Annotated in this window: 22 protein-coding genes and 1 pseudogene; 12 read left to right on the forward strand and 11 right to left on the reverse strand. The window is 69.4% G+C overall.

Annotated features, from left to right (window positions below):
• The first annotated feature begins 54 nt into the window (after positions 1 to 54).
• The gene (locus J7654_RS04770) at positions 55 to 2064 is read left to right on the forward strand and encodes a thioredoxin domain-containing protein (protein WP_209738665.1); all 2010 of its coding nucleotides are present in this window, start codon (positions 55 to 57) and stop codon (positions 2062 to 2064) included.
• Positions 2065 to 2075: 11 nt separating this feature from the next.
• Here the strand turns inward: J7654_RS04770 and J7654_RS04775 are convergent, their stop codons facing one another.
• The 7 genes and pseudogenes from J7654_RS04775 to hemE form a co-directional block, all read right to left on the reverse strand.
• Positions 2076 to 2555 (reverse strand): YbaK/EbsC family protein, encoded by a 480-nt coding sequence (locus J7654_RS04775; protein ID WP_209738667.1) that lies wholly within the window; start codon positions 2553 to 2555, stop codon positions 2076 to 2078.
• 92 nt (positions 2556 to 2647) lie between these two features.
• Positions 2648 to 3913 carry a transcription termination factor Rho gene (gene rho, locus J7654_RS04780; RefSeq protein WP_209738669.1) on the reverse strand — a complete coding sequence of 422 codons (1266 nt, stop codon included), beginning with the start codon at positions 3911 to 3913 and terminating at the stop codon, positions 2648 to 2650.
• Between the two features lie 252 nt (positions 3914 to 4165).
• Complete coding sequence (locus J7654_RS04785) at positions 4166 to 5545, reverse strand: GntP family permease (protein WP_209738671.1); 1380 nt, start codon at positions 5543 to 5545, stop codon at positions 4166 to 4168.
• 65 nt (positions 5546 to 5610) lie between these two features.
• A complete protein-coding gene (locus J7654_RS04790) occupies positions 5611 to 6147 on the reverse strand; it encodes a gluconokinase (protein ID WP_245195647.1) in 537 nt (178 codons plus the stop codon).
• Between the two features lie 60 nt (positions 6148 to 6207).
• Positions 6208 to 6549 (reverse strand): annotated as a pseudogene (locus J7654_RS04795) (DMT family protein).
• Between the two features lie 67 nt (positions 6550 to 6616).
• A complete protein-coding gene (gene hemJ, locus J7654_RS04800; RefSeq protein ID WP_209738672.1) occupies positions 6617 to 7141 on the reverse strand; it encodes a protoporphyrinogen oxidase HemJ in 525 nt (174 codons plus the stop codon).
• A gap of 106 nt (positions 7142 to 7247) precedes the next feature.
• Positions 7248 to 8270 carry a uroporphyrinogen decarboxylase gene (hemE, locus tag J7654_RS04805; protein WP_209738674.1) on the reverse strand — a complete coding sequence of 341 codons (1023 nt, stop codon included), beginning with the start codon at positions 8268 to 8270 and terminating at the stop codon, positions 7248 to 7250.
• A gap of 593 nt (positions 8271 to 8863) precedes the next feature.
• On the opposite strand from hemE, the gene J7654_RS04810 reads away from it, so the two are divergent.
• The 5 genes from J7654_RS04810 (at position 8864) to dnaQ (ending at position 12121) form a co-directional block, all read left to right on the forward strand.
• Positions 8864 to 9460 (forward strand): Maf-like protein, encoded by a 597-nt coding sequence (locus J7654_RS04810; RefSeq protein WP_209738676.1) that lies wholly within the window; start codon positions 8864 to 8866, stop codon positions 9458 to 9460.
• Positions 9453 to 10286, forward strand: coding sequence for a shikimate dehydrogenase (locus J7654_RS04815; RefSeq protein ID WP_209738678.1), 834 nt, complete (start codon positions 9453 to 9455; stop codon positions 10284 to 10286). The genes J7654_RS04810 and J7654_RS04815 overlap by 8 nt, the downstream gene beginning before the upstream one ends.
• Positions 10287 to 10300: 14 nt before the next feature.
• A complete protein-coding gene (locus J7654_RS04820) occupies positions 10301 to 10693 on the forward strand; it encodes a DUF4440 domain-containing protein (RefSeq protein ID WP_209738680.1) in 393 nt (130 codons plus the stop codon).
• A complete protein-coding gene (gene coaE / locus J7654_RS04825; RefSeq protein ID WP_209738682.1) occupies positions 10693 to 11298 on the forward strand; it encodes a dephospho-CoA kinase in 606 nt (201 codons plus the stop codon). Before J7654_RS04820 ends, coaE begins: the two co-directional genes overlap by 1 nt.
• Before the next feature lie 97 nt (positions 11299 to 11395).
• Complete coding sequence (gene dnaQ / locus J7654_RS04830; RefSeq protein WP_209738684.1) at positions 11396 to 12121, forward strand: DNA polymerase III subunit epsilon; 726 nt, start codon at positions 11396 to 11398, stop codon at positions 12119 to 12121.
• A 137-nt stretch (positions 12122 to 12258) separates the two neighbouring features.
• On the opposite strand, the gene secB is transcribed toward dnaQ, so the two are convergent.
• Positions 12259 to 12786, reverse strand: a complete 528-nt coding sequence (gene secB / locus J7654_RS04835) for a protein-export chaperone SecB (protein ID WP_209738685.1) — start codon at positions 12784 to 12786, stop codon at positions 12259 to 12261.
• Between the two features lie 93 nt (positions 12787 to 12879).
• On the reverse strand, positions 12880 to 13398 hold the full coding sequence (locus J7654_RS04840; protein WP_209738686.1) for an FxsA family protein: 519 nt from the start codon (positions 13396 to 13398) through the stop codon (positions 12880 to 12882).
• 180 nt (positions 13399 to 13578) lie between these two features.
• Here J7654_RS04840 and J7654_RS04845 point away from each other — a divergent pair, with 180 nt between their 5' ends.
• From J7654_RS04845 to J7654_RS04870, 6 genes are all read left to right on the forward strand, one after another.
• The gene (locus J7654_RS04845; RefSeq protein ID WP_209738687.1) at positions 13579 to 14274 is read left to right on the forward strand and encodes a Tim44/TimA family putative adaptor protein; all 696 of its coding nucleotides are present in this window, start codon (positions 13579 to 13581) and stop codon (positions 14272 to 14274) included.
• Between the two features lie 23 nt (positions 14275 to 14297).
• Positions 14298 to 15374 carry a murein transglycosylase A gene (gene mltA, locus J7654_RS04850; protein ID WP_209738688.1) on the forward strand — a complete coding sequence of 359 codons (1077 nt, stop codon included), beginning with the start codon at positions 14298 to 14300 and terminating at the stop codon, positions 15372 to 15374.
• Complete coding sequence (locus J7654_RS04855; protein WP_209738689.1) at positions 15371 to 15904, forward strand: Smr/MutS family protein; 534 nt, start codon at positions 15371 to 15373, stop codon at positions 15902 to 15904. The genes mltA and J7654_RS04855 overlap by 4 nt, the downstream gene beginning before the upstream one ends.
• Positions 15901 to 16317 (forward strand): helix-turn-helix domain-containing protein, encoded by a 417-nt coding sequence (locus J7654_RS04860; RefSeq protein WP_209738690.1) that lies wholly within the window; start codon positions 15901 to 15903, stop codon positions 16315 to 16317. Before J7654_RS04855 ends, J7654_RS04860 begins: the two co-directional genes overlap by 4 nt.
• Positions 16318 to 16404: 87 nt before the next feature.
• Positions 16405 to 17199: a class II glutamine amidotransferase gene (locus J7654_RS04865; protein ID WP_209738692.1), complete on the forward strand. Its 795-nt coding sequence runs from the start codon at positions 16405 to 16407 to the stop codon at positions 17197 to 17199.
• A gap of 95 nt (positions 17200 to 17294) precedes the next feature.
• The gene (locus tag J7654_RS04870) at positions 17295 to 18587 is read left to right on the forward strand and encodes an Nramp family divalent metal transporter (RefSeq protein ID WP_209738694.1); all 1293 of its coding nucleotides are present in this window, start codon (positions 17295 to 17297) and stop codon (positions 18585 to 18587) included.
• Between the two features lie 60 nt (positions 18588 to 18647).
• Here J7654_RS04870 and J7654_RS04875 read toward each other — a convergent pair whose 3' ends face one another.
• Together J7654_RS04875 and hslU are read right to left on the reverse strand one after the other, a co-directional pair.
• A complete protein-coding gene (locus tag J7654_RS04875) occupies positions 18648 to 19952 on the reverse strand; it encodes a PQQ-dependent sugar dehydrogenase (protein WP_245195648.1) in 1305 nt (434 codons plus the stop codon).
• A gap of 109 nt (positions 19953 to 20061) precedes the next feature.
• A complete protein-coding gene (gene hslU / locus J7654_RS04880; protein WP_209738696.1) occupies positions 20062 to 21369 on the reverse strand; it encodes an ATP-dependent protease ATPase subunit HslU in 1308 nt (435 codons plus the stop codon).
• Between the last annotated feature and the right edge of the window lie 77 nt (positions 21370 to 21446).

The following is a 21446-nucleotide window of genomic DNA, read 5'->3' on the forward strand; positions in this document are numbered from 1 at the left end:
GGCAGGAGCGCCCCGATGCCCCATCTAGCTCGTCTACGATGAAGGGAGCGCGCGATGACGGGCGACAACGGCAACCGGCTGGGAAACGCGGTCAGCCCCTATCTTCTCCAGCACAGGGACAACCCCGTCCACTGGCGCGAATGGTCGGCCGAGACGCTGGCCGAGGCGCAGGCGCTGGATCGGCCCATCCTCCTTTCCGTCGGCTATGCGGCCTGCCACTGGTGCCATGTGATGGCCCATGAGAGCTTCGAGGACGAGGCCACGGCGGCGGTGATGAACCGGCTGTTCGTGAATGTGAAGGTGGACCGGGAGGAGCGGCCGGACCTCGACCATCTTTACATGAGCGCGCTTCATGCCATCGGCGAGCAGGGCGGCTGGCCGATGACGATGTTCCTCACCCCCAGGGGCGAGCCTTTCCACGGCGGCACCTATTTCCCCAAACGGGCCAGCCACGGCCGGCCGGGCTTCGTGGAGCTTCTCGAAGCGGTCGGCCGCGCCTGGGAGGAGCGGCGGGGCCAGTTGCAGGACGGCGCGGACAGGATTTCCGCCCATCTCGCCGGCTTCCTCGCCGGGGCGAAGGCGCATGGCGCGCTGCCGCCCGCCGCGTTCGAGGAAACGGCCGGGCGGATCGCGCGCATGGTGGACCCGGTGCTCGGGGGCATGGGCGGCGCGCCGAAATTCCCGAACGCGCCCTATTTCGAGATCCTGGCCCGCTCGGCCTTCCCGACCGGACCGGCCGCCCATCGCGAGGCGTTCCTGACGACGCTGAGCTCGCTGTGCGAGGGCGGCATCTACGACCATCTCGGCGGCGGGCTGCATCGCTACAGCGTGGACGCGCGCTGGCTCGTGCCGCATTTCGAGAAGATGCTCTACGACAACGCCCAGTTCCTGCGCCATCTGCTCTGGGGCTGGCGCGCGACAGGGCAGGATTTGTATCGCCGCCGAATCGAGGAAACGGTCGGCTGGCTGGCGCGCGAGATGGTGGTGGAAGGCGGCGGCCTCGCGGCCTCGCTGGACGCCGACAGCCCGGACGAGGATGGGCACCCGGAAGAGGGGGCCTTCTATGTCTGGGCCCCGACCGCGATCGACGCGGCGCTGGGCGAGCGCGCCGCGGATTTCCGCCGGCGCTACGATGCCGGCCCGCGAGGCAACTGGGAGGGCAGGATCGTCCTCAACCGGCTGGGCGGAACCGGCCCGGCCGAGGCGTTCCACGATGAGGAGCGCGGCATTCTTCTGGCCCTGCGGCAGGCGCGCGTCCGCCCCGGCCGGGACGACAAGGTGCTGGCGGACTGGAACGGCATGGCCATCCGCGCGCTCGCCGAAATCGCGCATGTTCTGGAGCACGACGCCGCCCGCGTACTGGCCGTGAACGCCTATCGTTTCGTGATGCGGGCGCTGTGGCGGGACGGGCGGCTGCACCACGCGGCGCGGGAGGGCCGTGTCGCGGGCCTTGCCTCCACCGCCGACTATGGCGCCATGATCGCCGCCGCCTCTCAGCTTTTCGCGCTCACGCTGGACGCGCGCTATCTGGCCGATGCAAAGCGCCTCGCCGAGGCGGCCGAGCGCTGGCATGCGGACGGCACGGGCGGGCACTGGATGACGGCGGAGGATGCCGGGGACGTGCTCATCCGCCTGCGCGGCGACGGGGACGAGGCGGTACCGAGCCCCACGGCGCAACTGCTGGAGGGCCTCGCGCTGCTGGCGCAGATCAGCGGCGAGGCGGCGGAGATCGAGAGGGCCGGGCGGGCGATGGAAACGGCGGCCGGGCGCATTGCCGCAAACCCCGCCGCCTATCCCGGCATCCTCTCCGCGCTGCACCGGCGGGACCATGCCGGCGAGCTTGCGATCCTCGGCGACGCACGGGGCGATCTCGTCACGCAGGCGAATCGAATGGTCGATCTCAGCCGGCTGGACTTCACGGCGGACGATCCGGCCCGATTGCCCGGCGTCCTGTCCAGCGTCGATCCGGGGCGGAGGCCGGCCGCCTATCTGTGCGCGGGCCAGTCCTGTCGCCCGCCGGTCTTCGACGCGCGAGTGCTGGAGGCGCTGCTCGCGGGCGCTTGAAAGCGTGTCTCCTAGAGATCGACGACCGTCGCCTCCAGCACCTCTCGCAGATGGCCGGGCGCCGTCTCGAACACGTGGAAGGGCGTGCCGGCCGCCGCCCAGACCACGGGAAAGGCGAGCAGCGCCCGGTCCATGAAGGCGGGCAGCGGGGCGGTGGAGCCCAGCGGCGAGACGCCGCCGATGGCAAAGCCCGTGGCCTGCCGCACGAAATCGGCGTCCGGCCGCTCGATGGGCTCGCCGATGAAGCCAGCCGCGCGCTTCTCGTTCACCCGGTTGGCGCCGGAGACGAGGATGAGGAAGGGCGAGCCCGTCTCGCTGCCGCGAAAGACGAGGCTCTTGACGATCTGCCCCACCTCCACGCCCACGGCCTCGGCCGCCTCCACCGCCGTGCGCGCGACGGTGCGCGTCTTCACCACGTGGATCGCAAGGCCACGGGACATGGCGTCCATTTCCACGCGGCGCACGGCATCGGGCAGGATCGGCTCGTCCATGAGGTCGGTCTCCTTCTCGTCCCTCGATACGAAAAAGCCGCCCGGTCTGCCAAGACCGGACGGCTCGCCGCAGGCAGGGGCGCCGGGCGCCCTTACGTGTTCATGGAATCGAAGAAGTCCGAATTGGTCTTGGTCTGCTTGAGCTTGTCGAGCAGGAATTCCATCGCGTCCGTCGTGCCCATGGAGGACAGGATGCGGCGCAGGACGAAGATCTTCTGCAGATCCTGGCGCGGCACGAGGAGGTCCTCCTTGCGCGTGCCGGACTTGAGGATGTCCATGGCCGGGAAGGTGCGCTTGTCGGCGACCTTGCGGTCCAGCACGATCTCCGAATTGCCCGTGCCCTTGAACTCCTCGAAGATCACCTCGTCCATGCGGCTGCCGGTGTCGATGAGGGCGGTGGCGATGATGGTCAGCGAGCCGCCTTCCTCGATATTGCGCGCCGCGCCGAAGAAGCGCTTGGGCCGCTGGAGGGCGTTGGCGTCCACGCCGCCCGTCAGCACCTTGCCGGAGGAGGGCACCACGGTGTTGTAGGCGCGTCCGAGACGCGTGATCGAATCGAGCAGGATGACGACGTCGCGCCCGTGCTCCACCAGGCGCTTGGCCTTCTCGATCACCATCTCGGCCACCGCCACGTGGCGCGTGGCCGGCTCGTCGAAGGTGGAGGAGACGACCTCCCCCTTCACCGAGCGCTGCATGTCGGTGACTTCCTCCGGCCGCTCGTCGATGAGCAGCACGATGAGGTAGCATTCGGGATGGTTGGTGGTGATGGAGTGGGCGATGTTCTGCAACAGCACCGTCTTGCCGGTGCGCGGCGGCGCCACGATCAGCGCGCGCTGGCCCTTGCCGAGCGGGGCGACGAGATCGATCACCCGCGCCGAGATGTCCTTCTTCGTCGGGTCCGGGTTCTCCATCTTGAACCGCTCGTTCGGGTAGAGCGGCGTCAGATTGTCGAAATGGCTCTTGTGGCGGATCTTCTCCGGGTCGTCGAAATTGATCGTGTTGACCTTGAGAAGCGCGAAATAGCGCTCGCCCTCCTTGGGAGAGCGGATCGGCCCCTCCACCGTGTCGCCGGTCTTCAACTGGAAGCGGCGGAGCTGCGAGGGGGAGATGTAGATGTCGTCCGGGCCGGGCAGATAGTTCGCTTCCGGCGAGCGCAGGAAGCCGAAGCCGTCCTGGAGGATCTCCACCACGCCCTCGCCGATGATCTCGGTGTCCTGCGCCGCGAGGCGCTTGAGGATGGCGAAGAGAAGCTCCTGCTTGCGCAGGACGGAAGCGTTCTCGACCTCGTTCTCCTCCGCGAAGGCGACGAGTTCGGCGGCGGTCTTGTTCTTGAGGTCCTGGAGTTTGATCTCAGGCATAGGGTTCTGTGGCTCCGTCCCGGCGACCGAGGCGGTCGGGGGACTTGTGATCGCAAGGGAGGATTGCAGGCCTGAAGCTGGAAAGACTGTTCGGCGATGCAGGGAACGAGGGCGGGCCATGAAAGGCGGCGCCGAACGTTCGAAAGGCGGGAATGACCACGATATAACGCCGCCCCGGCTCTCGCGCAAGGCGGCGTTCGTCATGCCGGCCGGGGCGGGCGAGGCGGGCTTACGCCGCCCGCGCCCTCCGGGTCAGAACAGCCAGAAGACGAGGCCGGCCATGGCAAAGCCCATGAGGCCGACCAGCGTCTGCATCACCGTCCAGGTCCTGAAGGTCGTCTTCACGTCCATGCCGAAGAAGCGGCCGACCAGCCAGAAGCCGGAATCGTTGACGTGGGAGAGCATGACCGAGCCGGCCGCAAGGGCCAGCACGACGGCCGCCAGGTCCGCGCCCTGGTAGCCCGCCGCCGCCACCGCCGGCTGCACGAGGCCCGCCGAGGTGATGAGGGCGACGGTGGCCGAGCCCTGCGCCACGCGCAGCGCCGTGGAGATGACGAAGCCGGCGACGAAGATCGGCAGGCCGATATCGGCCAGCGCGTCGGCCAGCGCGTCGCCGATGCCGCTGGCGCGCAGCACGCCGCCGAACATGCCGCCCGCGCCGGTGATCAGGATGATCGCGCAGACCGGGCCGAGGGCCGAATCGAGGATGCTCTCCACCTTTTTGACGCTCTGCCCGCGCCGCACGCCCACCACATAGCTCGCCACCAGCACCGCGATGAGCAGCGCGATCGGCGTGGAGCCGAGCGTGCGGGCAAGGCCGTACCAGGTGGCCGCCGGGTCCACCCAGCCCTGCACGCGGGCGTAATCCAGCCCGGTGTTGAGGAAGATGAGCAGCAGCGGCAGGAGAAGCAGGCCGATGACGGTGGAGGGCTTGGGCGGATCGGCCCGGTCTTCCACCTGCGGGCCGCCGGAAAGGATGTCGGGCACCGGCAGAACGATGCGCTTGCCGACCCACAGGCCGAAGAGCTGGCCCGCCACCACCCAGGTCGGGATCGCCACGAAAAGGCCGAGAAGGATCAGGAGCCCGACATCGGCGCCGAGCAGCTCGGCCGCCGCCACGGGCCCGGGATGCGGCGGCACGAAGACGTGCATGACCGAGAAGGCGGTCGCCACGGGGATGCCGTAGCGCAGCAGGCCCCCGCCCAGCCGCCGCGCCACGGTGAAGACCACCGGCAGCATGACGATGAGGCCGGCGTCGAAGAAGATCGGGAAGCCGAAGATGAGCGAGGCGAGCCCCAGCGCCAGCGGCGCCCGCTTCTCGCCGAAGCGCGCCACCAGGTCGTTGGCGAGCGCCTGCGCGCCGCCCGACACCTCCATCAGCCGGCCCAGCATGGCCCCCAGGCCCACGAGAAGCGCCACGCCGCCGAGCGTGGAGCCGAAGGCCGTGGTGAGGGTGGAGACCAGCGCCGTGGCCGGAATGCCCGCGACCACCGCCGTCAGCAGGCTGACGAGGATGAGCGCCAGGAAGGCATGGACGCGGAAATGGATGATCAGGACGAGCAGGAGCACGATGGCGCCCGCCGCGATGGACAGGAGCGCGCCGGCCCCCAGGGTCTGTTCGAAGCCTTCCAAGGCTGTTCTCCTTCATGGACGCCGCGCGGAAGGCGGGGCCGGCCGTGTCGTTCGTTTCGAAAGGGTCAGCCGGCCTTGATGCCGAGTTCGGTAAGCGCCCTGTCCACGACCTCCTCGGGGGAGGCATCGACCGTGACCTTAACCCCGTCCTCGTCCTCGTCCAGCATTTCCAGCGCGGCGAACTGGGAGGAGAGCAGGGAGGCCGGCATGTAGTGGCCCTTGCGCCGCGACATCCGCTCGGCCACCAGCGTCTCCTCGGCCACCAGTTCCACGAAGCGCACGCGCGCGCCGGCCCCGCGCAGGACGTCGCGATAGCGGCGCTTGAGAGCCGAACAGGTCAGCACCGTATCCTGCCCCTCGCCGGCCTTCTCGGAGATCCAGTCGCGGATCTTCTCCAGCCACGGCGCGCGGTCCTCGTCGTTCAGGGGAATGCCGTTCGACATCTTGTCGATGTTCTCGGGCGGGTGGAACTCGTCGCCTTCCGCGAAGATCCAGTCGAGCTTGTCCGCGATCAGCCGGGCCGTGGTCGTCTTGCCGATGCTGGACGGCCCCATGACGATGATGGAAACGGGCTTTTCGCCAGTCTGCGGGGAAGTGGACATCGTCGTTCCTTTTGAGAGCGCTTCCCGGAAGGGCGGGAGCCGGTTCTTGCCGCAAATGATCTAGAGCGCCCCCCGGAAGATGAAGACCGCGCCCGCGAAGATCAGGGAGAAGCCGACAAGATGGTCGATCGTCAAGCGTTCTGCGGAGGAACCACACCGAAAATGCGGCGAAGACGGCAAGGGTGATGACCTCCTGCGTCGCCTTCAGCTCGGCGGCGGAATAGACCTGGTGGCCGATGCGGTTGGCTGGAACGGCCAGGCAATAGCCGAAGAAGGCGATGCCCCGGCTCACGAGGATCACCGGCGTCAGCGGCTTGCCCCCGAATTGCAGGACCCATACCAGGCGAGCGTCATGAAGACGTTGGACGCCAGGAGGACGGGGGCGACGGCAGGCCGGGACATCGCTGAAAGCACCTCGTGACGAGGCGCTTCCCATAGGCCCGGCGCGCCTCCGCGCCAAGCGCCCCCGTCAGAACGGCTTGACGATGACGAGGATGACGATGAGCACCATCAGCACGGTGGGAATCTCGTTGACGACGCGCCAGTGCTTCGCCGTCCGGGCGTTCTCGTCGCGCTCGAAGCGCTTGCGCGAGGCGGAGAGGTAGCCGTGCAGCCCCGACAGGAGCACGACGAGCGTGATCTTGCCGTGCAGCCAGCCGCCCTGGAAGGCGAAGAGGTTCCAGGCGAGCCACAGGCCCGAAACCCAGGTCACGATCATCGCCGGGTTGATGATCGCCTTCATCAGCCGCCGTTCCATCACCTTGAAGGTCTCGGACTGCGGCGTGCCGGGCCCGGTCTCGGCGTGATAGACGAAAAGGCGCGGCAGGTAGAGCATCCCCGCCATCCACGAGATCACCGCCACGACATGCAGCGCCGTGATCCACAGCGAGGCGGCCAGCGGCGCGAAGGCGAAGAGAAGGACCGCGAGCACGAGGCCGCCGAGAACGGCGATCATGCCGGAGCGGTCGCGGGCGGGCGAGGGGGCGGTGGACATGGTCGGTTCCCGTCAGGAGATCGGCTCCCTACCGCCTAGTTCAGAACGCCTCCAAACGGAAGCGCCCAAACGCCGCATATGGTCGCAGCCGGCCCGCAAGCGGCCCTCACTGCCCGCGAACGCGCCGCAGCAGGGCCTCGACATGGGCGATGGGCGCGTCCGGCGTGATGCCGTGGCCGAGATTGAAGATCAGCGGGCCCCGGCCCAGATGCTCGAGAATGGCGTCCACCCCCTCCTCCAGCGCCCGCCCCCCGGCGATCAGCCGCAGCGGGTCGAGATTGCCCTGCACCGGGCCCTGGCCCTGCAGCGCGGCGGCATGGGAGAAGGGCACCGACCAGTCGAGGCCGATGGCATCCACCCCCGTTCCCTCGCGATAGGCCGACAGCAGCGGCCCCGCCCCCTTGGCGAAGCCGATGATCCGCGCTCCCGGCACCGCCGCGCGCACCCGCTCCACGATCCGCCTCGTGGGAGCGATGGAGAAGCGCTGGAAGGAAATCTCGTCGAGCACCCCCGCCCAGGAATCGAAGATCTGGACGCAGTCCGCCCCGGCCCTGAGCTGGCGGATGAGATAATCGGCGCTCATCTCCGCCAACAGGGCGAGAAGCGCCGCCATCTCCTGCGGGTGGCGATAGGCGAAGAGGCGGGCGGGCGCCTGGTCCGGCGTGCCCCGCCCGGCGATCATGTAGGTCGCGACCGTCCACGGCGCGCCGCAGAAGCCGATCAGCGCCGTCTCCTCCGGCAGTTCCGCGCGCAGCCGCTCCACCGTCTCGATGACGGGGGAAAGATGCGCCTGCGCATGGCTCGGGTCGAGCGCGGCTATGCCGGCGGGCGCGATCGGGTCCATGCGCGGCCCCTCGCCGGTGACGAAGCGCACATTGCGCCTCAGCGCGTCGGGGATGACGAGGATGTCGGAAAAGAGGATGGCGGCATCGAAGCCGAAGCGGCGGATCGGCTGGAGCGTCACCTCGGTCGCCAGATCGGGATTGTAGCACAGGTCCAGGAACCCGCCGGCCTTCTCGCGCGTCGCCCGGTACTCGGGCAGATAGCGCCCCGCCTGGCGCATCAGCCAGACCGGGGGCGTGGAAAGGCTCTCGCCTTCCAGGACACGAAGAAGCTTGCGGGTGGTCATGAGAGATCCTGTCGCCCTTTTCGAGGAAGGATGGCGGGCGCCGACCTCTTCGCACAGGCTCCCATAGAAAAGAAATTCTTGAAGAATAGATTTCTGATTCTATGAGTCGGTGGATCATGGGAATTCACACCCCGCGCCCGCCCGCCGTCCATTCCGCCCCGCGCCCCGATCCCTCCAGGCCTCATCCAGAGCCCGAAGCGGAAAAACCCCCGTTTGCATAAGCAAGGCAAGGCGATAGGTCGGGAGAAGGCCGGGGATCGCATGGGGAAGGCACGGGGACACCGGGGCGCTCCACGCGCCGCCTTTCCCCGCTCTCCACAAACCCCTGCGAACAGGCGCGCGCTGCACCGTTTTGTGGACAAGCACGGGGTTTGCCCGGGGCGTGCGGGACCGCCGCCGATCCGCCCCCGGTTCTTAGACCGTCGCCCACAGCCCCCCGAGAATCATGGGGCTTGCCGCGATGAAGGCTTGCGCCAAACTTGAGAATCGAATCCGGCGCGCGATTCCCATCGGGGAGCCGCGTCGCTACTAAAGCGGCCAAAGTTGAATAAAACTTTAATCCACCCGTTAAGCCGGGCGGGAGGAGAGAAAGAATGACGCGGATCATCCTGGCGTCGGGAAGCGCCCACCGGCAGGCGCTTCTGCGAAATGCCGGCATCGCCTTCGAGGCCATTGCGTCCGATTTCGACGAGCGCGCGCTGGAAGCGCCTCTCGCCCGCTCCGGCGCGAATGGCGAGGACATCGCGCAGGTGCTGGCCGAGGCGAAGGCGAGCGATGTGTCGCAGCGCCATGCGGACGCGCTGGTGATCGGCGCGGACCAGACGCTGACCCTGGGGTCCGAGCGCCTGCACAAGCCAGCGGGCATGGAGGAGGCACGCCGCCAGCTTCTGGCCCTGTCGGGCCGCACCCATCGCCTCGCCAGCGCCGTGGTGCTGGCCCACAACGGCGCGCCGCTCTGGCGGCATGTCGAGACGGCCGACATCACCTTTCGCGCGCTGACGCCGCCGCAGATCGGCCGTTATCTCGCCCGCGCCGGCGCGGACGCGCTGACCAGCGTCGGCTGCTACCAGATCGAGGGGCCGGGCCTGCAATTGATGGAGAGGGTCGAAGGCGATTTCTTCACCATCGTCGGCCTGCCCATGCTGCCGCTGATCCGGGAACTGCGCGCGCAGGGGGCGCTCGATGACTGACATCGCCCCGCGCGCCTTCGTCACCGGTTGGCCGGTCCGCCATTCCCGCTCGCCCGCGATCCACCGCTTCTGGCTGGACACGATGGGGCTGGCGGGCAGCTATGAGGCTCTCGCCGTCTCCCCGCAGGACTTCCCGGCTTTCCTGGCGGGGCTTTCGGCGGCGGGGCTGGCCGGCGGCAACGTCACCATCCCGCACAAGGAGGCGGCCTTCGCAAGCGTCGAGAAGCGCGATGCGGATGCGCGGGCGATCGGCGCGGTGAACACGCTCTGGTTCGAGGCAGGGCGGCTCGTCGGCGGCAACACGGATTCCTACGGTTTTTCCGCCAATCTCGACGAGCGCCTGCCCGGCTGGCGGAACGCGGGCGAGGCCGTTGTGCTGGGCGCGGGCGGCGCGGCCCGCGCCGTGGTCCACGCGCTGGCGGCGGCGGGCGTGGGGCGGGTGCGTATCGTCAACCGCACCCTGTCGCGCGCGCGGGAGGTGGCCGGCGCCTTCGGCCCGGCCGTCACCGCCCATGGCGTGGAGGAGGAGGCCGCGCTCCTGTCCGCCTGCGACCTTCTCGTCAACACCCGCCCTTCCGCCGAGGCCGGCGGCAGCGGGAAGGGGGTGGTCGATCTCGACGCCCTTCCCGATCACGCGCTCGTGACCGATATTGTCTATGTACCGCTGGAAACGCCCATCCTGGCCTCGGCGCGCGCGCGCGGCCTTCGCGCGGCGGACGGGCTCGGCATGCTCCTGCACCAGGCCGCGCCCGGCTTCGAACGCTGGTTCGGCCGGCGGCCGGTCGTGGACGAAGCGCTTCGCGCCCATATCCTGCGCAACCTTTGAGAGAGGCTCCCGCCATGGACGACCATCTCCCGGACGACGCGGAACTGACGGCCCTCTTCACCGCCTATGCGGAAGGGTTCGATGATTTCGACGCCGAATCGATCGCGGACTGCTTTGCCTTTCCGTCCACCATCTGGCAGTCCGGCAAGGGGCACGTCTTTCAGGATCGGGACGAGATCCTGGAGAATGTCGAGGCGTTGCTGGCGGTGTTCGAGCGGGAGGAGATCGTGCATTCCAGCTTCGAAATCCTGGATGTGGCGCAGGAGGGCGCCGGCGCCTTCGTCGTCCTCGAGTGGCGTCAGGAGCGCGAGGACGGGGAGGCGGCGCTGGAATTCACCTGCCGCTACGCCCTGGTGCGCAGCGAGGCCGACCCCGCCTGGCGCATCGCCCTTGCGGTGAACGACTGATGATCCGCCTCGGCCTCACCGGCTCCATCGGCATGGGCAAGTCCACCGCCGCCTCCATGTTCGCCGAGCTCGGCGTGCCGGTGCATTCGGCGGACGAGGCCGTCCACCGTCTCTATGCCGGCCGCGCCGCGCCGCTGGTGGAGGCCCTGTTTCCAGGCACGGTGAAGGGCGGCGTGGTGGACCGGCAGGCGCTGTCGGCGCGCGTCCTGAACGATGCCGCCGCGCTGAAGGCGCTGGAGGCGCTGGTGCATCCCCTGGTGCGCGAGGAGGAAGCGACCTTTCTCGATGCGGCGCGGGAAGACGGCGCGCCGATGGCGCTGCTCGACATTCCCCTCCTGTTCGAGACCGGCCATGAGGGGCGGCTCGACGCGGTCGTGGTCGTCTCCGCCCCGTCCGCCGTGCAGCGCCGGCGCGTGTTGTCGCGCGCGGGGATGAGCGAGGAGAAGTTCGACGCCATCCTGCAAAAGCAGATGCCGGACGAGGAGAAGCGCGCGCGCGCCGATTTCGTCGTGGACACGTCCGGCCCCTTCGAGGCGACGCGCCGCCAGATCGAGGCGATCCACCGGGCGCTTCTGGATGGTAAGGAAAACAAAGCAAGAACATAGGCTTATCGCGGCGAAGAAACCGGTGTAAGCTGGTTCCGCGACCTTGCGGACCATCCTGCCCGGCGATTAACGCTCAAGGCAGGGACAGGGAGCCGGAATGCGCGAGATCGTCTTCGACACGGAAACCACCGGGCTCGACTTTGAGGTCGACCGGGTGATCGAGATCGGCGGCGTGGAATTGTGGAACCACATCCCGACCGGCCGCGAGTTCCACTGCTTCATCCGGCCGGCCGGGCGGCGCGTCGATCCCGCCGCCTTCGACGTGCACGGCATTTCGGACGACTTCCTCAAGGACAAGCCGCTGTTCGGCGAGGTGGCCGAGGAGTTCTGCGCCTTTTTCGACGATGCCGTCCTCATCGCGCACAACGCGGCCTTCGACATCCGCTTCCTCAATGCGGAGCTGGCGCGCGAGGGCCGTGCGCCCATCGCCGATGTGCGGGTGATCGACACGCTGCCCATGGCGCGGCGCAAGTTCCCCATGGCGCCCGCCACGCTGGATGCGCTCTGCTCGCGCTTCTCCATCGACACCAGCGTGCGCGACAAGCACGGCGCGCTGGTGGACTCCCACCTTCTGGCGCAGGTCTATATCGAGCTGATCGGCGGCCGGCAGGCCGCCTTGTTCTCGACCGACGAGGAGCGCGCCAGCGCGCGCCGCGAAAGCTCGGGCGAAATCTGGCGCTCCGGCGTCGGCCCCCGCCCGGTGCCGCTGCCCTCGCGGCTGACCCCGGCGGAGATCGAGCGCCACGCCGCCTTCATCGCCACGCTCGGGCCGGACCCCTTGTGGAACGCCTATCTGGAAAAGCGCGAGGAAGCGCCGGGCTGAGGGCCCGAAACTCGCGCATGTTCTCGACGTGCGCCCCGCGGGTCATGATCGAGGCCCGCCGCCCGGCAGGCCTCGTGATCGCCGGCCATGAAAAAAGGCGCCCGAAGGCGCCTTTTCGTTTCACGTGAAACGCGGCTTCAGGCGTTGGCGGCCGGCTGGACCTGCGCCTTGGCGCGCTCCTCGGCCAGGCGCTGCTGGAACAGCTTGGTGAAGTCGATCGGGTCGATCATCAGCGGCGGGAAACCGGCATTGCGCGTGACGTCCGCGATCACCTGGCGGGCGAAGGGGAAGATCAGGCGCGGGCATTCCACGAAGAGCACCGGGAGCACGTGCTCCTTGGGCAGGTTCTGGAGGCGGAAGACGCCGCCATACTGAAGCTCGGCGTGGAAGAGCGTCTCGGCGCCCTCGCCGGCCCGCGCGTTCAGCGTCAGCTTGACGTCGTACTCGTCCTCGCTGCCCTGGATCTGGTTGGCGCCCACATTCACGCCGATATTGATGGGGGGCATCTTGGCGGCGGTGCGCAGGGCGGCAGGCGCCCTCGGGCTCTCGAAGGAGAGGTCCTTGATGTACTGCGTCAGGATGTTGATCTGGGGCGCCGGGCCGGCGCCGGCCGGAGCCGCGCTGCCGTTCGTCGCGCCGTTCGCGGGCGTCTCGGTGTCGGACATGGCGTCCTCCTCTCGTCGGTGTCGCGGCCCGTGGCCGCCGTTCAAGGCTGCGGCGAGCTAACACGCGCGCCTCATGGAAACAAGTTTCGCCCGTCAGGGGCGGCGCCTGTCGTCCCGCCCGTCCCTCTCGTCCTCGATCTCGTGCCACGGGCTGTCCGGGTCGCCCTCGCGGCGCTCGAATTCGCCCTGCGAGAGGTCCACGACGGTCGGCCCGCTTCGTCCGTAGGGCTGGTGCGCCCGGCCATAGCTGCTGCGCACCACGACGCGCGAGCGCAGCCGCCGCCACAGCACATCGCGCACGGGCGGGATCAGCAGCAGCAGGCCGAAAGCGTCGGTGACGAAGCCGGGCAGGATGAGCAGGAGGCCGGCCGACACGATCATCGCCCCGTGCACGATCTCGCGAGCGGGCACGCGGCCCGAGCGCGCCTCCGCCTGCGCGGCCTGCAGGGTGGAGAAGCTCTGGCGGCGCACCAAAAGGACGCCCGCCACGCCCGAGAGGACGACGAGCGCCAGCGTCCACGCCACGCCGATCTCGGAGCCGACGGCGATGAAGACGCCGATCTCGACCAGCGGCAAGGCGAGAAGACCCAGGAGGATCGCAAGCTGGGGCATCGGGGAAGGTCGCCTTTCGTCAAAATCCTCGGCAGACTTTCCGACACATCCTCGTGTCGGCCTTGTCGTCGCCATCGATCTACGAGATAGGATCGGGTCAGCGCAATTTGAATGCGCGGCGCTCCATGTCTATATGCACCGAGCGAGACTTGTTTACGAGACCGGGCGAAAGACGACGCGATGAGCTTCGGCACGATCTTCTTCATTGTGGTGGCGGCGGTCGTCCTGTTCCAGCTCTATAATGTGCTTGGCCGGCGCACCGGAAACGAGCGCCAGCCCTTCGACCCCTATTCGCGCCGCGAGGAAGCGCCCCCGGCGGGCGGCAATGTCGTTACGTTGCCGAATCGTCGCGTCAATTCCGGGGAGGAGGGGGAGCGTCCGCGCTATGAGGGCATCGACAAGCTGGCCGAGCCGGGCACGCCGCTCAACGCCGGCCTGCGCGCCATCCGCGACGCCGACCAGACCTTCGACGCGCAGGACTTCGTGGAGGGCGCCAAGGTGGCCTACGAGATGGTCGTCACCGCCTTCGCGGACGGCGATCGCGCGGTTCTGAAGAATCTTCTCTCCCCCGAGGTCTACCAGGGCTTCGAGGCGGCCATCACGGCCCGGGAGGAGAGGGGCGAGCGGATGCAGTCCTCCTTCGTGGGCATAGACGACGCCCGCCTCGTGGGCGCCGAGCTGAAGGACCGCGAGGCCTTCGTCACCGTTCGCGTCGTCTCGCAGCTCATCTCGGCGGTGCTGAAACCGGACGGCACGGTGGTGGACGGCGATCCCGAGACCGTCGTCGAGGTCCGCGACATCTGGACCTTCGCGCGCGACACGCGCTCGCGCGATCCGAACTGGAAGCTCGTCGAAACCGAATCCGAAGACGACTGAGCGGTGCCGCCCGAGGTGCCGCCATGCAGACCGACGCCGCCTTCCAGCCTCTCTCCTTCGCCGATCTGCCGGGCTGGCGGGAGTGCGATCCCGCCCCGGCGCTGGCCGCCTTCCGCCTCAGCGCGCCCGCCTTCCTGAACGGGGCGGCGCGCACCGGCACGCTCGGCGTGTCCGCCAGCGCCTTCCGTCCGGCCGCCGAGGCCGCGATGGCCGCCCCCGATCCATCGCCCCGCGCCTTCTTCGAGGCCCATTTCGCCCCGGCCCTGATCCGCCCACGCGGCGAAAGCGGCTTTCTCACTGGCTATTACGAGCCCGTGCTGCCCGCCTCCACGAGGCGAACCGCCCGTTTTGCCGTTCCGCTGCATCGCCGCCCGCCCGACCTCGTGCCGGTGCGCGGGGGCGTGTCCGGCCTCGACCCCGTGCTGAGCTTCGCGCGCCGGGGCGCGGACGGGCGCCTTGCCGAGCATCCGGACAGGGCCGCCATCGCACGCGGCGCCCTGGACGGGCGCGGGCTGGAACTCGTCTGGCTGGAGAGCGAGGTGGACGCCTTCTTCGTCCATATCCAGGGCTCGGCGCGGCTGGAGATGGAAGGGGGCGAGGCTCTTCGCGTCGGCTATGCGGGCAAGTCCGGCCACCCCTTCACCGCCATCGGCCGCCTCCTCGTGCAGGCGGGCGAGCTGACGCTGGAGCAGGCGGACATGTCCGGCATCCGCCGCTGGCTGGCGCGGAACCCGGCGCGGGTGCGCGACCTTCTCGACCGCAACCGCTCCTACATCTTCTTCGAGGCCCGGCCGGTCGCGAACGAGGGCGAGGGGCCGGTGGGGGCGTCGGGCGTGCCGGTCTCCCCGCTCGCCTCGCTGGCGGTGGACGGGCGCCTGCACACCTATGGCACGCCGGTCTTTCTCCATGCGCCGACGCTGGCGCTGGAGAGACGCCCGCTCGCCCGGCTGACGATCGCGCAGGACACCGGCTCGGCCATTCTCGGCCCCGCGCGGGGCGACCTCTTCGTCGGCTCCGGGCTGGAGGCGGGCCGCGTGGCGGGGGCCATCCGCCATCCGGCGCAATTCACCGCGCTCCTGCCGCGGTCCCTCCTTCGATGAGGCGCGTGCGTCATCTCAGCGCCGAGGAGCGGCGGCTCTGGGGCGAGATCGCGCGCACCGCCCGGCCCCTGCCGGGCAAGCAGGCGCCGCCCGAACCGGCGCCCGCGCCCGCCGCCCCGGAACCGGCGAAAGCCTTTGCCTCGCCCGCCGCCCTTGCCGCCCCCGCGCCCCCTCGCGCCCCGGCCGCGCCGGCCGCGCCCAGGCTTCATCCCATCGAGCGCCCGGTGCGCCGGCGCATCGGCAAGGGGCGCATCCCCATCGAGGCGCGGATCGACCTGCACGGGCTCACCGAGGCGGTGGCGCACGGGGCGCTCCTGGGCTTCCTGCGCAGGGCCCAGGTCTCGGGCTTGCGTCACGTCCTCGTCATCACCGGGCGCGGCGCGTCCTCCGGCTCGCTGGGGGCGCTGAAACGCGCCCTGCCGCACTGGCTGGAGACACCGGATTTCCGCGCCCTCGTCGCCGGCTTCGAGACGGCCGAGCGCAATCATGGAGGCGCGGGCGCGTTCTACCTGCGTATGCGGCGGCGATGACGCCCTTCGGCGCCAGGGTGCGCGAGCTGCGCAAGGAAAAGGGCGTCACCCAGGGGCAGATGGCCGAGGCGCTCGGCGTGTCGGGCGCCTATCTCTCGGCGCTGGAGCACGGCAAGCGCGGGCGTCCCACCTGGGACATGCTCCAGCGCATCATCGGCTATCTCGGCATCATCTGGGACGAGGCGGACGAATTGGAGCGGCTGGCCGCGCTCTCCCATCCGCGCGTCAGCGTGGAGACCGGGGGGCTGGGGCCGGACGCCACGCGCCTGGCCAACCGCCTTGCCGAGACCATCGCCACCCTCTCCCCCGCCGACGTGAAGGCCATCCTCGCCGAGGTGGAGGCGGCCGCCGCCCGGGCCGAGGCGGCGCGCGCGGCGGCCCTCGCCCGGGCCCGCCAGCGGCGGCAGGCGTAAGAGACCGTTCGAGAAGGGCGGCGCCAGCCTCGCGAACGGCACGGCGCGTAGGCTGCTCCCGGTATCCCCTTCGGTGAAGCCCCGATCATGTGCCGACTGCTCGCCTATTGCGGTGCGCCGATCTTTCTCGACCGGCTGCTGGTGGAGCCGGAAGGCTCGCTGATCTCCCAGTCGCGCGCCGCGCGCGAGGCGCGGACCGTCGTCAACGGCGACGGCTGCGGCCTGGGCTGGTACGGCGAGCGCGAGGAGCCGGGTCTCTACCGCGCCATCCTGCCGGTCTGGTCGGACGGCAATCTCCTCTCGCTCTGCCGGCAGATCCGCTCCGGCCTGTTCCTGGCCCATGTGCGCGCGGCTACGGCGGGCGGCATCTCGGCGCAGAACTGCCACCCCTTCGCGCAAGGGCGCTACCTGTTCATGCACAACGGCCAGATCGGCGACTACGCGCGCCACCGCCGGCGCGTGGAGGCGATGATCCCCGACGCGCTCTACCCGGCCCGCGCCGGCACCAGCGATTCGGAGGCGATCTTCCTGGCCGCTTTTTCTGAGGGGCTGGAGCGCGATCCCGTGGGCGCCCTGTCGCGAACGCTCGCCGCCATCTGCGCGCCCATGGGCGAGGGGGAGGAGCCGCTGCGCTTTTCCGCCGTGCTGAGCGACGGCGAGACCGTCCACGCCTTTCGCTGGGCCAGCGACGGGCACCCGCCCTCGCTCTACTGCCGCGAGGAAGGCGACGGGCTGCTCGTCGCCTCCGAGCCCTGCGGCCTTCCCTCGAGCGAATGGACCTCCATTCCCTCCGGCAGCGTCTTGCAGGTCCGGGGCCGGCAGGGGGCGCGGCTGACGCGGTTCGAGCTGCTGGCGTCCAGCCCCTCCGCGCGGGCCGCCTGACCGCCTTCGGCCGTCGATAAGTCTTCCGTATGGAATCGTTTCGAAGTAGCGAGGGGGTGTAACGTCGCTCGCGGCATCGAAACACGGATATCGACATGGCAGACAGGACGGGAGGCTCCTACCATACGATGGAAGCCGAGACGCAGGAGCACCCGCCAAGCGGGCTGGCGCGCTGGAAGCTGATCGGCCCCGGCATCGTCGTGGCCGCGACGGGCGTGGGCGCGGGCGACCTCGTGGCCACGCTCATCGCCGGCTCGCGCTTCGGCTACGCGCTGCTTTGGGCGGCGGTGCTGGGCTGCATCGTGAAGATCGCGCTGGCCGAGGGCTCGGCGCGCTACCATCTGGCGACGGGCTCCACCATGCTGGAGGGCTGGCGCTCGCTCGGCCGTTGGACGAGCTGGTATTTCGGCATCTACATCGTCATCTGGGGCTTCGTCTACGGCGGCACGGCGATGAGCGCGACGGCGCTGCCGCTCTCCGCCCTCTTTCCCGGCGTCCTTCCCTTCTGGGCCTGGGGCGCGCTCTCGGGCATCCTGGGCGCGGCCTTCGTGCTGATGAACCGCTACGAGATCTTCGAGGCGGCGATGAAGTTCTTCATCGGCCTCATGTTCATCGTGGTGGTGGGCCTTGCCATCCTCGTCGTGCCCAATCTGGGCCAGGCGCTGGCCGGCCTCGTCCCCACCGTCCCGGAAGGGTCGGTGATCTACACGCTCGGCCTGATCGGCGGCGTCGGCGGCACGATCACCATGGCCTCCTACGGCTATTGGGTGAACGCCAAGGGCTGGCGCACGCCGGCCTGGATGGGGATGATGCGGCTCGACAACCGCGTCGCCTACATCGTCACCGGCATCTTCGTCATCGCCATGCTGATCGTGGGCGCGGAACTGCTCTATACCGCGCAGATCACGCTGGCGGGCGGCGATCGCGGCCTTCTCGACCTGGAGGCCGTGCTGGCCGAGCGCTTCGGCTCCACCGTGGCCACGATCTTCCTGATCGGCTTCGTGGCCACCACCTTCTCCTCGATCCTGGGCGTGTGGAACGGTGTCTCGCTGCTCTTTGCCGATTTCGTGCGCCAGCTCACGGACAAGGACCACGCGGACCGGCGCGATCTGGAGACCACGCCGGCCTTCCGCTTCTACGTCCTGTGGCTGACCTTCCCGCCGATGATCCTCCTGACCATGGGCCGGCCCTTCGGCCTGATCATCGCCTATGGGGCGTTCGGCGCGTTCTTCATGCCCTTCCTGGCGCTGACGCTGATCTGGCTCCTGAACTCCTCGCGCGTTCCGGCCGAGTGGCGCTCGGGCTGGCTGTCCAACGGCCTTCTGGGGATTGCCGCCGCGCTCTTCGTGGTGCTGTGCCTCTACGAACTCGTCGGCCTCTTCATCTGACGGGCCGAGAGGCAAGCGAAGGGGCGGGCACCGCACGGCGCCCGCCCCTTCTTTGTCGGCTCAGTCGGCGCTGGTGAGGCGCAGGATCGTGGAGGAATCGCTGCCGGCGTCCTCCGTTAAGGCATAGACCGCGCCGTCCGGCCCCACGCGCACGTCGCGGATGCGCGCGTCCAGCGGAATACGCTCCTCGAAGGCCACGCGCTCGCCCGCCTCGTCCATGTGCACCACGACGAGGCCGGTGGTCACGAGGCCGCCGATCAGGAAGGCGCCGTCCCAGCTCGGGAACTCCTCGCCCTCGTAGAGCGCCATGCCGGAGGGTGCGATCACCGGGTCCCAGAAATAGACGGGCTGCTCCATGCCGTCCTGCTCGGTGATGCCCTCTCCCACCTCGCCGCCATTGTATTCCAGCCCGTAGGTGATGACCGGCCAGCCATAGTTCAGGCCTGCTTCCGGGCGGTTCAGCTCGTCGCCGCCGCGCGGCCCGTGCTCCACGGTCCACAGGCGGCCCTCGCCGTCCAGCGCGGCCGACTGGATGTTGCGGTGCCCGTAGGACCAGATCTCGGGCAGGGCCCCCTCCTGGTCGATGAAGGGGTTGCCCTCCACCGGCTCGCCTTCGGGCGTGATGTGGACCACCTTGCCGAGGGTGGAGGCCAGATCCTGCGACATCTCGCGGATCGGGTCGTCCGAGCGCTCGCCCAGCGCGACGAAGATGTTGCCCTCCGGCGAGAAGACGATGCGCGAGCCGAAATGCTTGTTGCCCTCGTAGCTCGGCGTCTGGCGCCAGATCACGCGGGCCTCTTCCAGCGCGCCGCCGCCCGCCTCGTCGGCAGTGAGGACGGCCGTGCCGAGCGCGGTGTGATTGCCCTCCTCGCCCGGCTCGGAGAAGGTGTAGTAGATGCGGCCCGATGTCTCGAAATCGGGCGCGAGCGCCAGGTCGAGCAGGCCGCCCTGCTCGCGCGAATCGACCTCCGGCACGCCGGAGATGGCCGGCCCGGCCTCGCCTTCCGCCGAAACGATGTGCAGCGCGCCTTCCTTGGCGGCCACCAGCATCGTGCCGTCCGGCAGGAACTCCATGGACCACAGGCGCGGCAGCGCGTCGGCCACCGTCTCCACGGTGACGTCCGCCAGCTCGGCCGGCTGCGGCGCGCGGCTCTGGTCGGGGAAGGCGGCCTGCTGGTCCGGGGCGTTGGGCGCCTCCGTTTCCACCGGCTCGCCGGCGGGCACGCCCTCCGTGCCCTCGGCGGGCGGCTGGCCGTCGACATGGTCGAGCGGGGAGTCGTCGCCCGTGGACTGGGCGTGGGCGGGCATGAGCCAGGCACCGGCGGACAGGACGGTGCCGGCCAGGAGGAGAGAGAATCTAGTCACGCGAAGCTCCATGTCGGGCGCTGATCTTCGATCGGTCCAGACATGGAGTACGAGGCGCGGGAGGAAACCGCCGGGGGCGGAACCCGGCGTTCAACAAAACTCTATCGCGTCACAGGATGAAGCGCGACAGGTCCGTATTGCCGGCGATGCCGTCCAGCGCGTTGTGGACATAGGCGGCATCGACGCGGAAGGTCTGCCCGCCCCGGTCCGGGGCCTCGAAGGAGATTTCGTCGAGCACGCGCTCCATCACGGTCTGGAGGCGGCGCGCGCCGATATTCTCCACCGAGCCGTTGAGCGAGACGGCCATGTCGGCGAGCGCGTCGATGGCGTCCTCGGTGATCTCCAGGTCCACGTTCTCGGTCTTCATCAGTGCGATGTACTGCTTGATGAGCGAGGCTTCCGTCTCCGTCAGGATGCGGCGGAAATCCTCCTTGGTCAGCGCCGAAAGCTCGACACGGATCGGCAGGCGGCCCTGAAGCTCCGGCAACAGGTCGGAGGGCTTGGCGACGTGGAAGGCGCCCGAGGCGATGAAGAGGATGTGGTCGGTCTTCACCGGCCCGTGCTTGGTGGCCACCGTCGTGCCCTCCACCAGCGGCAGGAGGTCGCGCTGCACGCCCTCGCGCGAGACGCCGGCGCCCGTGCCGCCCTCGCGGTTGGCCACCTTGTCGATCTCGTCGATGAAGACGATGCCGTTGTTCTCCACCGAGGCGATGGCGTCGGCCACCAGCGCCTCGTTGTCGAGCAGCTTGTCGGATTCCTCGCCGATCAGGAGGTCGTAGCTCTCCTTCACGCTGGTGCGGCGCTGCTTGGTGCGCCCGCCCATGGCCTTGCCGAACATCTCGGACAGGTTGAGGACGCCGATATTGGCCCCGGGCATGCCCGGAATGTCCATGCCGCCGAAGGGCGAGGCGGTGTCGGCGACCTCCACCTCGATCTCCTTGTCGTCCAGCTCCCCGGCGCGCAGGCGCTTGCGGAAGCTGTCGCGCGTGGCGGGCGAGGCGCTCTTGCCCACCAGCGCGTCCAGCACGCGCTCCTCCGCGCCGTGATGGGCCTTGGCGCGCACCTCGGCGCGCTTCTTCTCGCGCGTCAGGCCGATGCCCACCTCCACGAGGTCGCGCACGATCTGCTCCACGTCGCGGCCCACATAGCCGACCTCGGTGAACTTGGTGGCCTCCACCTTGATGAAGGGCGCGCCGGCGAGCTTGGCCAGGCGCCGGGAGATTTCCGTCTTGCCCACGCCCGTGGGGCCGATCATCAGGATGTTCTTCGGGCTCACCTCTTCGCGCAGCGAGCCTTCGAGCTGCTGCCGGCGCCAGCGGTTGCGCAGCGCCACGGCCACGGCGCGCTTGGCGTCGTTCTGGCCGATGATGTGCCGGTCGAGCTCGGAAACGATTTCGCGGGGGGAGAAGTCGGTCATCAACACTGTCTTCGAAGCAGGGGGCGGGAGAGTTCCGCCCCTAGATGGGGGGCGCGAGCCGAATGCGCCAGTCGTCT

The organism is Aureimonas populi, from assembly GCF_017815515.1.
In the GTDB taxonomy this organism is placed as follows: Bacteria; Pseudomonadota; Alphaproteobacteria; order Rhizobiales; family Rhizobiaceae; genus Aureimonas; species Aureimonas populi.